Here is a 14233-nt window from a genome sequence, read left to right as displayed (position 1 = left end):
GCTGACTGGTTCATACGGATGTGTCTGTGAGTGCTGTGCAACCTCAGGATCAGGTTGAGAGTGTCACAGCAACTCTTTATTGCATTGGACCGAAAGGCACTGGTGGAGCGGCGAAACGTTAACGCCCCGCGCAACAAATCCCTGCCACTTTTTCGGTACAAGCTCAGACACCTGACGGGCAGCAGACTCGGTGTCAAATTCGGCAAACACACAAGCGCCAGTTCCTGTCAGGCGTGACGGCGCGTATTCTAGCAGCCAGGAAACAAGCTGTTCAACCTCGCGAAAACGTTTTCTTACCACTGACTGGCAATCGTTGCGGTAATCCGCCAGTAACAGTTCATTAATTCCGCGTGGCGGGGTATCGCGCGTCAGGTCCGGATCGCTGAAGATCAACGGCGTCGGGATCTGCACGCCAGGATGTACCACCAGAAACCATTTCTCCGCCGGTTGTACCGGCGTCAGCTTTTCACCCACGCCTTCCGCTACCGCAGCAAAGCCATGGACAAATACCGGCACATCGGCACCCAGTTTCAGGCCCAGCGCGGCCAGTTCGTTAAGGGTAAAACCGGTTTGCCAGTAATGATTCAGTGCCAGCAGCACCGTGGCGGCATCGGATGAACCGCCGCCCAGCCCGCCACCCATCGGCAGCTTCTTGCTGATGGCAAGGGTGGCTCCCGCCTGTGCGGGCAGGGTGCCTTGCAGCGCCGCCTGCTGTCGCAGCAACTTTGCTGCACGCACCATCAGATTCTGCTCATCGGCAACGCCCTCGACAGGGGTAGTGAGCTTTATTTCGCCGCTCTGGTCCGGAATAATGGTCAGTTCATCACCAAAATCCAGAAACTGAAAGAGGGTTTGCAGGTTATGGTATCCGTCGGGCCGCCTGCCGGTGACATAAAGAAACAGATTCAGCTTGGCCGGAGCCGGCCAACGAACGACCGGTGTTTCCTCGTGCAACACGTCCTTTCTCATTTAACAGTCCAGCTGTCCATTTTCAGTTTGATGCGCTGATTGCCTTCGCGCAGCTCCAGGCTGGCTGGCAGAGTGGGATCCTGTTTGCTGTCATAGCCCAGATAGTTCACCGTCCACTGTTGGCCATCGCGGCTGTAACGTGCTTCACGCAGGCGATACTGGTCATCCAGAGCGTAATCGGTGGCATCACCCGGCAGGCCCATCATCCACTGGCGCAGGTTGTTAAGGGGAATAGCCATCCCGGTCAGTTGGGTAATCATTTTTTCCGCGTCATTGCTGACGTAACGTTTACCTTTGTTGTCGACAATCTGCACCACGCTGCCCTGAGCATCCAGTTGCAGTTCGGTGCTGCCCAGCGGGTTGGTCAGCAGTAAACGGTAGCGATCCGGCGCGGTTTGCTGCCAGTTAAATCGCGCGTAAACTTTTTGGCTATCAGAAAGATAGGCAAAAGCTCCACGGGTCTGATATGCGGTGATTTTTTGCACGGCCTGCTGATGTTGCTGCCACTGGGGCGCATTAATACTTTGCCCCGGCCCCTGGGGTTTATTGATGCTACAGGCGGCAAGTAACAGGCTGGCAAGGGGTAGAAGCCGCATCAGACGGCGTTTCTGCATTAACATAGGGGGTCAGCTCCTCAGACTCCGGCGGGCAATAATACCCAAATCAACCGTTCACGCTAGCGACCCGACAACCCGACGTCAATGCTCAATTTGTCCTGTTTGATGTCGAAGGTAGATATCTTGTTAACAGCAACGGCAAAGGACGACTTTTATTGATCCTGCTCATCTTGTAGAATGCGGCTCACAAAACCCTATCAACAGTGGGATAACCCCAATCAATTCCTTATGACGTTGCTGGCTCTCGGAATTAATCACAAAACGGCACCTGTTGCTCTGCGTGAACGTGTGGCGTTCTCGCCGGAGTCTCTGGACCAGGCGCTAGACAGCCTCCTCTCCCAGCCGCTGGTGCAGGGCGGGGTGGTACTGTCTACCTGTAACCGCACCGAATTGTACCTGAGCGTCGGGCAGCAGGAAAATTTGCAGCAGCAGCTGGTGCAATGGTTGTGTGATTATCACCAGTTAAACGTTGATGAGGTGAAAAACAGTCTCTACTGGCATCACGGTAATGAAGCGGTAAGCCATCTTATGCGCGTCGCCAGTGGGCTGGACTCGCTGGTTCTGGGAGAACCGCAAATTCTGGGGCAGGTTAAAAAAGCCTATGCCGATTCGCATCGTGGTCTTCCGCTGGCCAGCGAACTGGAGAGAATGTTTCAGAAGTCATTTTCGGTGGCGAAACGGGTACGTACGGAAACCGAGATCGGTGCCAGTGCGGTATCAGTGGCGTTTGCAGCCTGTTCACTGGCCAGAAAAATCTTTGAATCTCTTTCTGCCGTCAACGTGCTGCTGGTGGGTGCCGGTGAAACCATTGAGCTGGTTGCCCGTCATCTGCGCGAACACCATGTTCAGAAGTTGTTGATCGCCAACCGAACCCGTAGCCGTGCTCAACTGCTGGCCGATGAGGTGGGCGCGGAAGTGATCGAATTTGCAGATATTGACCAGCGTCTGGCGGAAGCGGACATCATCATCAGTTCAACCGCCAGTCCGCTACCCATTATCGGCAAAGGTATGGTTGAGCGGGCGTTAAAAAAGCGTCGCAATCAGCCAATGTTGTTGGTGGATATTGCCGTGCCGCGTGATGTGGAACCGGAAGTAAGTAAATTGCCCAACGCGTATCTCTACAGCGTGGATGATTTGCAGGCGATTATTGAAAGTAACATGGCGCAGCGGCAGGCCGCTGCCGTGCAGGCAGAAAGCATCGTTGAGCAGGAAAGCGGCGAGTTTATGTCATGGCTGCGCGCTCAGAGTGCGGTTGAAACTATTCGCGATTACCGCTCGCAGGCCGATCAGGTACGTGCGGAGCTTGAAGCCCGTGCGCTTACCGCGCTGCAACAGGGGGAGGATCCCCAGGCGGTGCTGCGTGACATGGCCCACCGCCTGACTAACCGCTTAATACATGCCCCAACAAAATCTCTTCAGCAGGCTGCCCGCGACGGCGATACTGAACGCCTGCAAATTTTACGCAACGGTCTTGGACTGGATTAGCGTTTTCTCTTAAGAATAAAGGTAAAAAACCACTAATGAAGCCTTCTATTGTTGCCAAACTGGAAGCCTTGCAGGAACGCCATGAAGAAGTCGAGGCGATGCTGGGCGATGCCGGTGTGATTGCCGATCAGGAGCGTTTTCGCGCGCTGTCGCGTGAATATGCGCAACTGACCGATGTCAGCCAGTGTTTCCAGCGATGGCAGCAGACTCAGGATGATATTGCCACGGCGGAAGAGATGCTGGCTGACAGTGAAATGCGTGACATGGCGCAGGAAGAACTGAAAGATGCCCGTGAAGCCAGTGAGAGGCTGGAGCAGGAGCTCCAGATCCTGCTGTTGCCGAAAGATCCCGACGATGAGCGCAACTGCTTTCTCGAAGTCCGTGCCGGGACCGGCGGCGATGAGGCTGCCATTTTTGCCGGCGATCTGTTCCGCATGTACAGCCGCTATGCAGAATCACGTCGCTGGAAAGTTGAGGTGATGAGCGCTAACGAGGGCGAACACGGTGGTTACAAAGAGGTGATCGCCAAAGTGGTGGGAGAGGGTGCCTATGGTCGCCTCAAGTTTGAATCGGGTGGGCATCGCGTCCAGCGCGTGCCGGAAACCGAATCACAGGGACGTATTCACACCTCTGCCTGCACGGTGGCGGTGATGCCTGAAGTGCCGGAAGCTGAGCTGCCGGATATCAATCCGGGCGACCTTAAAATTGATACCTTCCGCTCGTCCGGCGCAGGTGGTCAGCACGTTAACACCACCGACTCGGCAATTCGTATTACCCACCTGCCCACCGGCATCGTGGTGGAGTGTCAGGACGAGCGTTCACAGCATAAAAACAAAGCGAAAGCCCTCTCCGTGCTGGGTTCGCGCATCCGTGCCGTCGAGATGTCGCGTCGTCAGCAGGAAGAGGCCTCCACGCGTCGTAATCTGTTGGGCAGTGGCGATCGTTCTGACCGCAATCGCACCTACAACTATCCTCAGGGACGTATTACCGATCACCGCATTAATCTGACGGTCTATCGTCTGGAAGAGGTGATGCAGGGCAAGCTGGATATGTTGATTGAGCCGGTGGTTCAGGAACACCAGGCGGATCAACTGGCAGCGCTGTCTGGTCAGGAGTAATGCAGATACGTCAGTGGCTGCGGGCCGCGATCCTGCAACTGGCCGACAGTGACAGCCCGAAGCGCGATGCCGAAATTTTGTTGGGTTTTGTCACCGGCAAATCCCGCAGCTGGTTAATGGCCTTTGACGACAGTCTCGTCGGTGACGAACATCTGGCAAGGCTGGCAACACTACTGGCACGTCGTGCCGGGGGCGAACCCATTGCTTATCTCACAGGGGAGCGCGAGTTCTGGTCACTCTCTCTGGTCGTTTCGCCTGATACTTTGATCCCCCGTCCTGATACGGAACTGCTGGTGGAAAAGGCGCTGCAACACCTGCCTGTTGCCGCCAGGGTGCTTGATCTGGGAACCGGCACCGGGGCAGTCGCCCTGGCGCTGGCCAGTGAACGTCCGGACTGTCAGGTTACGGGTGTGGACCGCATTGCCGGAGCCGTGGCCCTCGCCCGGCAAAATGCTCAACGTCTGGCGATAACCAATGCAGACTTTCGTCTGAGCAACTGGTTCAGCGCACTGGCGGGTGAGCAGTACCATATCATCGTCAGCAATCCCCCTTACATTGATGCTGCTGATGGGCATCTTTGCCAGGGCGATGTGCGTTTTGAACCTAAAAGTGCGTTAATTTCAGCTGATAATGGCCTGGCGGATATCCGGCAGATTGCCGCAACGGCCGGTGAATTTTTGCTGCCGGGCGGATGGCTGTTGCTGGAGCATGGCTGGCAGCAGGCGCGAGAAGTGCGCACAATTTTGAGCGAGAACAGGTTTTCTGCTGTCGCAACCTGCCAGGATTATGGCGGTAATGAGCGGGTAACTTATGCTCAAAAACCTTAACCAGGATGACGCAATACGTTGACTGGTACAGCCTGGCTGAGCGATTTACTCTTGCTTTATCCCTTCCCGCCGAAAGACCTGGCTGACTGAAAAACCGTTTGGCGTTATTATCTGTGTCGCTCTGAGGTCTGGTGCCTCAGCGTGCTGGTCAGTGAACTGAAAAGCGGGATGCTTTTCCACCAGTGCCTGCCGGAAGGGCGCTTTATTTTCATCTGGCCATCACGAAATTGCCATTGTTGGGGAATGTATGACGTCGAGAATAACCACAGATTTCACAGAGACATCGCTGTGCGAGGCCGTGATGGCAGCCACGCAGGCTATCCGCACGGATTTTTCTGCTGAAGAAGTAAGTGGGCAACTGGCCGCACTGGTCTCTGAAGCCCGTGCCGTCATCCCGCCGCAGCTGGATCAGGATTTGCAGCTGGAAAAGCTTATTGAGCTGTTCTGGAAGAAATGGGGGTTTGGCGGTGCCAGCGGCGTATACCGTCTTTCTGACACACTCTGGCTGGACAAAGTACTTGACTCACGGCAGGGTACTGCCGTCTCCCTCGGGGTGATTTTCCTGCACATTGCTGAACAGCTTTCACTGCCGCTGATGCCGGTTATTTTTCCGACACAGCTGATCTTACGTGCCGACTGGCTGGATGAGGAGATGTGGCTTATTAATCCTTTCAACGGCGACACGCTGGATGAGCACACGCTGGAAGTGTGGCTGAAAGGCAATATTGGTCCGGTGGCGGAGCTGTACGAGGATGATTTGCAGGAGGCTGCGCCGGGCAAGGTCCTGAGCAAAATGCTCGATACGTTAAAAGCGGCGCTGATGGATGAAAATCAGATGGAGCTGGCGCTTCAGGTCAGCCAGCTGCTGGTCATCATGGACCCGGAAGATCCCTATGAAATTCGTGACCGCGGGCTGATTTTTGCCCAGCTCGATTGTGAGCATGTGGCGCTCAGCGATTTAACCTATTTCGTTGAGCACTGCCCGGAAGATCCAATAAGTGAAATGATTAAAATCCAGATCCATTCTATTGAACAAAAGCTGATTACGCTGCACTGAATATAAGGCGATGACATGAAACAAAAAGTGGTAAACATTGGTGAGATCAGAGTGGCAAACGATCTGCCGTTCGTGCTGTTCGGTGGGATGAACGTGCTGGAATCACGCGATTTGGCGATGCGTATCTGTGAACACTATGTCACCGTTACCGGCAAACTCGGCATTCCTTACGTGTTTAAGGCCTCATTTGATAAGGCTAATCGCTCCTCGATTCATTCTTATCGCGGTCCTGGCCTGGAAGAAGGAATGAAAATTTTTCAGGAGCTGAAACAAACCTTCGGCGTGAAAGTGATCACCGATGTGCATGAGGCCAGCCAGGCGCAGCCCGTTTCTGAAGTGGTGGATGTTATCCAGCTACCGGCGTTTCTGGCCCGACAAACCGATCTGGTTGATGCGATGGCGAAAACCGGCGCGGTGATCAATGTAAAAAAACCGCAGTTTGTCAGCCCCGGTCAGATGGGTAACATCGTTGATAAATTTGCTGAAGGCGGCAATGACAAAGTGATCCTCTGCGATCGTGGCGCTAACTTTGGTTACGACAACCTGGTCGTTGATATGCTTGGCTTTAATGTGATGAAGCAGGTTTCCAACGGCAGTCCGGTCATTTTTGACGTGACGCATGCCTTGCAGTGTCGCGATCCCTTTGGCGCTGCATCCGGTGGCCGCCGTGCCCAGGTGACTGAACTGGCCCGTGCCGGTATGGCCGTTGGTCTGGCCGGTCTGTTTATCGAAGCGCATCCGGACCCGGCCCACGCCATGTGTGACGGCCCGTCAGCGTTGCCGCTGGATAAACTTGAGCCTTTCCTTGCCCAGATGAAAGCCATTGATGAACTGGTGAAAAACTTCCCGGAGCTCGATACCAGTAACTGATAACGCTTAAGGCTGGCCCGTGATGCCAGCCTTTTTTTTACAAGTAGGCGACATGAAAATAAAAAGTGCCCTGCTGGTGGCAACCCTGCTGCTGTCAGGTTGTGGTGCCGGGCCGGATAAAACAGCGCATTCCTCCCTGAGCGGTCATAATTTTATTCTGACCCGTGTTGATGGTCAGCCAGTGACACCCCCTGCGGGGATGAAACCGGGCATCAGTTTTGCGCAGGATATGCACATCAGCGGCGTAATGTGTAATCGTTTCTTTGGTCAGGGTAAGCTGGAGCACGGTGTGCTCACCGTGGCACAACTGGCCTCGACGAGGATGATGTGTAGCGATACCGTGCTGAATCAGTGGGAAGCCACCATCAGCAAAATGCTGACTGCGGGGGCCAGATTGCAGCTCAACCAGCAGACCCTGACGTTGCAGGGTTCAGGCCACACCCTGGTGTATGTCAGCGAGAATTAAGTCTGGCGTAACGGTATCAATAACCCCGCTGCAATAAAGTCAGCGGGTTTTTTTGACTACAGCATGATGGTGATCAGATAGCCGGCAAACAGCGCCAGATGCGCCGCGCCGTTAAGAACGTTAGTGCGGCCGGTAGAAAAAGAAACCTGGCACAGCAGCAGGGCGGCAAGCATCAGCACCATATGGGGTGGTTCCAGACCAAAAATTAACTGTTGTCCGGTGAGGGTGGCGATCAGCGTTACCGCCGGTACCGTCAGTGAGATGGTGGCAAGCACTGAGCCAAAAAACAGATTCATGGCGCGCTGTACCTGATTAGCCAGCACGGCTTTAATCGCGCCAAGCCCCTCAGGCGAGAGGATCAGTAGCGCCACCAGGAAACCGACAAACCCCTCCGGCGCATTCAGTCGGTCAAGCAGCGCTTCCAGTGGGGTGGCATCGGTTTTTGTTACCGCAATTACCGCGATCAGATGCACCACCAGCCACAGGCTGTGCCAGAGGCTGGAATGCGCAGAGGGCTTGCCGTGATGCGGATCACCATCGTCCCCCTCATCTTCATGCTCATAGACAAACAGGCTCTGGTGTGTTCTGGTCTGGATCAGCAGAAAAACGCCATACATTGCGGCAGAAATGGCGGAAATGAGTAGCGCCTGAGTGACGGTAAAATTGCCGCCTGGCAGCGCATTCGGAAACACCAGTACCAGAATACCCAGCGGAAACAGTGCAATAAGATACTGTTTTACGCCCGCGAGATTGACAAACTGCGTGGCGAATTTACGGCCGCCCAGCAACAGGGCAAATCCCACCAGACCACAGGTTACTATCATCACGATGGAATAGAGCGTATCGCGCATCAGCGCCGGGGCCGCGTCACCGGTGGCCATCAGTGCCGAAATCAGGCTGACCTCCAGGATCACCACCGATAAGCTGAGGATAAGTGAGCCATAGGGTTCACCGAGACGATGTGCCAGCACGTCGGCATGACGCACCACACTGAACGCGCTGCTGAGGATAGCCACCAGCGCCAGCAGATTGATGGTGACGATCACCGGCATGGACGGGCTGTGTCCCCAGAAACCTAAAATGATCAGTGCGGCAATCGGCAGCAGCAGCGACGTCTCTTTATGGCGGGTTTTAATACTCTCTTGTGCAGTCACGGATAAATTCCTCCTTACTTCGGTCGGTTGCCGCCTGATGCCGCCTGTAAAGGGTTCAGCCAGCAGAGAGGGTTAAAGCGGTACAAACAGGCACAATTACAGGCGGCTGTAGTGTAATAACTCATTAATCAGATAACCGGATGTTTTACGTTTATTTACCTCGGGGTGAGGTTTTTATTTTTTCTGGCCTTTAAAACCAATATTTACATTTATTATTATGATTTATAGAAATAAATTATAGTTTTTTCCCATGCGTATCAGATAAATTAAAGCATATATCCGGCAACAGGCGGGGTAAAAATATGCATTTTACCACCACAGGTTGTTCAGCAGCACAAAAGCGCGATGACGATGGCGGCGATGTTTTTTTCTCCCCCCGTTAAGTTTCATGCCCCGGTGCCGATAATCAACATATAAGAGTTTTTTTCTTTTGTGACGTGCTTCAAACTTGATTGCCCGGTCAGAAATGACTTATCGTCTGACAGGAAAAAGTAAGTTTCTTAATCATCACGATCCAGGGACTATCGGGCAGGTTGTGGCAGGAAGCGTGCAGTGGCAGAGGAGGTTTTATGTTAACCAGAGATTTCCTGAAAAAAGCTGATTGCAGCACCGCGTTTGGTGCTGTTGAGGAATCCCTGCTATGGACCTGTGAGCAGCGAGCGGCTTCCCTTGCCGCCACGCTGGCCTGTCGACCTGACCGCAGCCCGGTATGGATATTCGGTTACGGCTCACTGATGTGGAACCCGGTTTTTGAATCTGACGATGTGGCCGAAGGAACCCTGGAGGGATGGCACCGGGCTTTTTGCCTGCGGCTCACTTCCGGCAGAGGTAGCGCAACGCAACCTGGCAGAATGCTGGCGCTGAAAGAAGGAGGCTGCACCACCGGTCTGGCGTTCAGACTGCCTGAAGCACATTTGCAGGAAGAGCTGGAACTGCTGTGGAAGCGTGAGATGCTTACCGGATGCTATCTTCCCAGCTGGTGTGAGCTGGCTCTGGCCGATGGGCGTCGTGTTACCGCTATCGCCTTCATCATGGACCCGCGCCACGCGCTCTATGAAACCGACTCCTGCCCTCAGACCATTGCGCCGCTGATTGCTCAGGCCAGCGGGCCACTGGGGACCAACGCGCAGTACCTCTTTTCACTGGAGCAGGAACTGCAAAAACGCGGCCTGTACGATGACTGCCTGACCGATCTTGTTGAGCGCGTCCGGGCGCTACAGCAGTGTGACAATCAGAGCATTGCGGGTTGAGCACTGCTTAGTGCGGATCAATCAACCAGGTTCCAACGTGGTTGATCTCGAGCTGCTGATTACGCAACGTCGTGCCATTCTGCACCGAAATTTTATAGCGCCCGGCGGGCAGATTCAGTGAGGCATATCCGCTGGTATCTGGCTTTACGTCAACAGGTTTATCATCCAGCATCAGCCGATCGGTGTTACTCAGTTTCAGATAGACTTTAGCCATTGGTGCCGTAGCGGTGGATGCGGGTGGGTTTGTCCCGGAAGAGGGTGTCAGCTGCTGAGAAGTGTCTGTCGTCGCAGTGGTGGTTGCGGTGTCATCATAATTCAGCACCACCACCAGTGCCACTAATGCCATCAGCACAGCGCCAGACAGTATCGCCAGCGGTGTTGAGATCCTGCGCCCTGCCTTTATCGCCACGGGTTCCGCCGCACCCGCCGCAGCATTGACCGCTATCACTACCGGTTCCGGCACGCTCTCCGGGTCAGGTGTTGCACGACTTTCCCTGATGACGGTAACGGCGGCGACCAGTTCCTCAACGGTGCTGACCGGCAGCTCGATCAGCGCCGCCAGTTCATCGATTGACTGTGGACGGTCCTGAGGTTTCATCGCCAGTGAACAGTCAATGGCGTTCAGCAGCGGTAATGAATAGCCAGGGGGCCGCAAGGTGGTCAGCGGCTTATAGTGATCTTCAATGCAGCGCACCACGCTGACAGGCGGTGGGGAGCCGGTCACCAGCGTGTGAAGTACCGCGCCAAGCGCATAGATGTCCGTCCACGGTCCCTGGTCGGCGTCACTCTCTTCACTGTACTGCTCAATGGGAGCATAGCCCGGTTTGAGCATGATCTCAGTTTCATCGGACAGGTTGCCTATTTCTCTGCGCGCAGAGCCAAAATCAAGCAGCACCGGCAGGTGATTGTCTTGGATCTGGATATTGTCCAGCGAGATATCACGGTGCAGATAACCTGCCTGGTGAATGGTATCGATTGCCCCGAACAGCGGCGGCAGCAGCTGGCGGATCCAGGCATCGTTCAGCATGTCTGCTTTGCTCTGTTGCCACTCTTTCAGAGTGATAGCGCTGTAATAGAGGGTTCCCATGTAGGCGGTGCCGTTCTCTTCCCAGAAACGCAGCACATGCAGCAGGCCGGGATGATTAAAACGCGCCAGCAGTCGCGCTTCCTGAATAAAGCTGTGCAGTCCGGCATTAAACAGTCGCTGGTAGCGTTCTCCGCGCAGGATAATATTCAGATGCTCATCGCGCGTTGCCAGCGAGACAGGCAGATATTCTTTGATGGCGATGTGACGTTCAAGAAGGTGGTCCCAGGCGCGATAAACAATGCCAAAGCCGCCCCCGCCAATCACTTCTTTTATCTCAAATTCATTAAAGCGGTGGCCTGCCGGAAGGGCGTTGGCGACATCTTTTGTTTTATCGTTTGCCGACATAATTAACACTCTCTAAGAGCTGAATCCTGGATTAACCGGTGATGACCGGATTAGTTAACGGTGCGCCAGGCACCAATAGCCGGATCGGCCAAATCGGCATGCAGTTCATCAACCAACAGCACATTAATTTTGATTTGATTTCCGATTACGGTCGCCCAGCTCTGACGTAACGATGCGATCCGTTCTTTCAGTAAGGCAGAATCGGCTGCCTGTGCCTTGTTCATTTTCACCAGTAACGATCCCTCAAATGACCAGACATGCAGCGCCGGATCGAACATCAGTAATAACCAGCTGTCCGGTGCCGACTTTTTGCTGACCACCAGACGCTGATTATTGGCCGAGACAATGTTCAGCTCTCCGCTGGCAGGATGGACATGACGCAAGGGGAATCCCTGATAGAACTGCACCGCCACCTGCTGATTTTTGCCGCTGTCGGAGAGCGTCAGCACGCTTTGTCCTTCCAGCCAGCCTCCGGAAGGGCAGGTGAGGTTTTTGTCATCGGGGATAAACAGCGCATGTTGGGTCTCTCCCCACCAGGTACGAAAATGGCAGCCGCCCGGCAGAGCGAAGCGAGGTAACGGAATGGTATTGGCAGGCTGCGACAAATCAAGAGGTTCGGCATTGCTGTTGGTCGCCGCCTCTGTGGCATCGGCAATCACTATGGGGCGCCAGTTTTGCTCTTTAGCCGCCGTGCCGGTGGCAAGCACAGAACCGTTATTACTGGTCATCTGCCAGGGCAATTCTTCGAGCTTACCGCACTGATTTTGTAGTAACGTACCCACGCGCGGCAGAAAACTGTTCAGCACGCTGGATTCCTTACTTTTGCCCGAAACAATGCGTAAATGAATATCTTCCTGGCACCAGTCGCGAGGAGTATTACTCTGAACGTTATCAATAAAGACCTCCAGCGCCAGGCTGGGGGAGTAAACCACGCGATAATCCTCCGCTTGTGCGGCAGTCGCTATCAACAGTACGGCAGTGACAGGCAACCAAAATTTCATAGTGTTCCTTGGTGTTATTTCCGCGTCGGCAGAAAGCGGGCAGAATCTGACATCTGCTGTAAAAGCGTGGTTTCCTGAGGCGAGCCAATCCAGACTGCCACCGCGCTTAAGTTGTCTTCTTTTTTTTCACTACGGTTGATTGCGGTATTCATCAGCGCCAGCCACTCATCCGGAGAGTTGACCATGCGCAACGCCTGCTCCATTTCCTGTGGGGCAAGGCTGGACCAGAAGCCATCGGTACAAACCAGAAACGCATCGCCATCTTCCAACGGCATCACGTCGCTACAGGTGGCTGACAGCGGGCCATCCGCACCGAGCGCATTATAAAGTAAATTACTGTTTATGCCGGTATTATCAACACCCGCATCTTTCAGCTGCTGAGCCAGGCTGTGATCGCGGGTCACTGCATCAATAAAGCCCCGGCGGAAATGATAAATACGGCTGTCGCCTGCATGTGCCCACCAACACTGTTGTGCATCGCGATCGATGAACAGGGCGGCCAGCGTGGTGCTCATCTGACTGAAATTGAGCATCTGGCGTTGTGCCTGCCTTATTGCCCGATCAACGTTTTCCAGCCAACGCGCTGTATCAGCGGAATCGATTGATGCGTCGTTTGCCAGTTGAGAAAGTAAAACGTCTCTGGCGATGCGAGCGGCAATCTGCCCGCCTGCGGTGCCAGCCACGCCGTCACAGACCAGAAAACAGGCGCAGTGCTTGCCAAGGACTGCGCCTGTTTCGTCCTGATTACTTTCGCGCACGCCCTGTTGTGACGTTGCAGCATAATTAATGTTCATTCTTCTTCCGGTCGTATCTGAGAGTCTTTGTACTGATTGACTTCCATATCGTAGGCTTGCAAAAACGCGTTACCAAAAAGAGTGTGAAAGTCGTCTTCGATTTCACCTGACATGTTTTGATAATGGCGCAGAAAATAGTCCCAAAGTGCGGCTTTTTTGACGATGCCCGGAGCAATACGCGGCAGATTGCCATCGCGGCGGGCATGGTCATCCAGGCGCTGGGGATTAAACGACTGCAACATGGCTGCAATGATGGCGCGGATCCCGGCAATCATGCCCAACTGATGTGCCTGTAAATCCACCAGGGCATCACGAACCGCCTGCTCTGGCGGCATAAAACCAGGCATCTCACTCTGATAAATTTGCATCAGTACCGTTTTACCGGAAGGCAGAATCTTAAAGGGATTATTAGCCTCGTTAAGAATCATGGTCATCTCAGCCTTAACGCCACGTTTAAGGATTGAACGCGAAGAGAGCAGGGCGACGGTTCCCTGAGAAAAAAGGCTCAGCATCCGGCCAGTGGTGTACATCTGTTCTTCAGTGAGTTGCGGTTTTTCGGCATGATAATCCAGCCCCATCCCTTCCATCAGCGCGGCCAGAAGGCGTTGTTCATTTCCTGAACTGGCGGGCCGTTCCGGGGAGCTCGCCGCGTGATTAACCGGGTCGATACCCAGCCGGGCACCCGTCTGGCGGGCATTTCTGGCTGAGAGCGGTTCTGAACTGTGCAGCGCCGCGCCCGGCACCAGTACAGGCTCCTGCTGGTGCAAAATGCCCAGCGGGTCTGGCGTTGCGGGGTCATAATTTTCAAAAAACGTCAGCGGATCCATCTCCCCGGAAGCCTGTCCTTCCTGGCGCGCCGGGTCACTGACTTTAATCTGATAATGACCAATTCCCAATACGTCGGCATGTTGCAGCAGAACCTGAGCGCCACGCGCCAGCGGTTGGTGATTATGCACCACGGCGGTAACGCTGCCGTGAGTGGTCAGACGACAGTCACCATTGGCGGCCACATGCACCACCGCCTGTAAACGTGAAATGGCGCGCTCTTCATCCGGTAGCACCAGATCGTTATCAATGCTGCGCCCGATGGTTCCGCCGGGCGGCAGAAATTCACAGCTGGTGACGGGTGCAGCGGTGTTGCTTTCAACAATGGTAAATCGCATGCGTTTTTCCTGAGGCCAGGGCCAGAAGGC

At 54.4% G+C, this 14233-nt stretch carries 14 protein-coding genes; 7 read left to right on the top strand and 7 right to left on the bottom strand.

Going from position 1 to position 14233, the window contains the following annotated elements:
* Positions 1–63: 63 nt before the first annotated feature.
* Together ispE and lolB are read right to left on the bottom strand one after the other, a co-directional pair.
* Entirely contained in the window at positions 64–969 is a 906-nt protein-coding gene (gene ispE, locus AC3RPL_RS10965; RefSeq protein WP_490740043.1) for a 4-(cytidine 5'-diphospho)-2-C-methyl-D-erythritol kinase, read from the bottom strand.
* A complete protein-coding gene (lolB, locus tag AC3RPL_RS10960) occupies positions 966–1589 on the bottom strand; it encodes a lipoprotein insertase outer membrane protein LolB (RefSeq protein ID WP_490740042.1) in 624 nt (207 codons plus the stop codon). The genes ispE and lolB overlap by 4 nt, the downstream gene beginning before the upstream one ends.
* Positions 1590–1814: 225 nt before the next feature.
* Here lolB and hemA point away from each other — a divergent pair, with 225 nt between their 5' ends.
* The 6 genes from hemA (at position 1815) to AC3RPL_RS10930 (ending at position 7409) form a co-directional block, all read left to right on the top strand.
* Entirely contained in the window at positions 1815–3071 is a 1257-nt protein-coding gene (gene hemA, locus AC3RPL_RS10955) for a glutamyl-tRNA reductase (protein ID WP_034940484.1), read from the top strand.
* 35 nt (positions 3072–3106) lie between these two features.
* A complete protein-coding gene (gene prfA, locus AC3RPL_RS10950; RefSeq protein ID WP_490740041.1) occupies positions 3107–4189 on the top strand; it encodes a peptide chain release factor 1 in 1083 nt (360 codons plus the stop codon).
* Complete coding sequence (gene prmC / locus AC3RPL_RS10945) at positions 4189–5016, top strand: peptide chain release factor N(5)-glutamine methyltransferase (protein WP_490740040.1); 828 nt, start codon at positions 4189–4191, stop codon at positions 5014–5016. Before prfA ends, prmC begins: the two co-directional genes overlap by 1 nt.
* Before the next feature lie 247 nt (positions 5017–5263).
* Positions 5264–6073 (top strand): invasion regulator SirB1, encoded by an 810-nt coding sequence (sirB1, locus tag AC3RPL_RS10940; protein ID WP_490740039.1) that lies wholly within the window; start codon positions 5264–5266, stop codon positions 6071–6073.
* A 15-nt stretch (positions 6074–6088) separates the two neighbouring features.
* Entirely contained in the window at positions 6089–6943 is an 855-nt protein-coding gene (kdsA, locus tag AC3RPL_RS10935; RefSeq protein ID WP_034940404.1) for a 3-deoxy-8-phosphooctulonate synthase, read from the top strand.
* A gap of 52 nt (positions 6944–6995) precedes the next feature.
* Positions 6996–7409 carry an META domain-containing protein gene (locus AC3RPL_RS10930; RefSeq protein WP_490740038.1) on the top strand — a complete coding sequence of 138 codons (414 nt, stop codon included), beginning with the start codon at positions 6996–6998 and terminating at the stop codon, positions 7407–7409.
* A gap of 56 nt (positions 7410–7465) precedes the next feature.
* Here the strand turns inward: AC3RPL_RS10930 and chaA are convergent, their stop codons facing one another.
* Positions 7466–8563, bottom strand: a complete 1098-nt coding sequence (gene chaA / locus AC3RPL_RS10925; RefSeq protein WP_034940409.1) for a sodium-potassium/proton antiporter ChaA — start codon at positions 8561–8563, stop codon at positions 7466–7468.
* 569 nt (positions 8564–9132) lie between these two features.
* On the opposite strand from chaA, the gene AC3RPL_RS10920 reads away from it, so the two are divergent.
* Positions 9133–9813 (top strand): gamma-glutamylcyclotransferase, encoded by a 681-nt coding sequence (locus AC3RPL_RS10920; RefSeq protein WP_034940412.1) that lies wholly within the window; start codon positions 9133–9135, stop codon positions 9811–9813.
* 7 nt (positions 9814–9820) lie between these two features.
* On the opposite strand, the gene AC3RPL_RS10915 is transcribed toward AC3RPL_RS10920, so the two are convergent.
* Genes AC3RPL_RS10915 through tagH form a run of 4 tightly spaced genes read right to left on the bottom strand, consistent with a single transcriptional unit; the run spans position 9821 to position 14203 of the window.
* Positions 9821–11245 (bottom strand): serine/threonine protein kinase, encoded by a 1425-nt coding sequence (locus AC3RPL_RS10915; protein WP_490740037.1) that lies wholly within the window; start codon positions 11243–11245, stop codon positions 9821–9823.
* 50 nt (positions 11246–11295) lie between these two features.
* Complete coding sequence (locus AC3RPL_RS10910; RefSeq protein WP_490740036.1) at positions 11296–12246, bottom strand: hypothetical protein; 951 nt, start codon at positions 12244–12246, stop codon at positions 11296–11298.
* 14 nt (positions 12247–12260) lie between these two features.
* On the bottom strand, positions 12261–13040 hold the full coding sequence (locus tag AC3RPL_RS10905; RefSeq protein WP_490740035.1) for a PP2C family protein-serine/threonine phosphatase: 780 nt from the start codon (positions 13038–13040) through the stop codon (positions 12261–12263).
* Complete coding sequence (tagH, locus tag AC3RPL_RS10900; protein ID WP_490740034.1) at positions 13037–14203, bottom strand: type VI secretion system-associated FHA domain protein TagH; 1167 nt, start codon at positions 14201–14203, stop codon at positions 13037–13039. The genes AC3RPL_RS10905 and tagH overlap by 4 nt, the downstream gene beginning before the upstream one ends.
* Between the last annotated feature and the right edge of the window lie 30 nt (positions 14204–14233).

It is taken from the genome of Erwinia papayae (genome assembly GCF_058241465.1).
The sequence above is the reverse complement of the archived record's forward strand: the minus strand, read 5'-3'. Positions and strand labels throughout refer to the sequence as shown.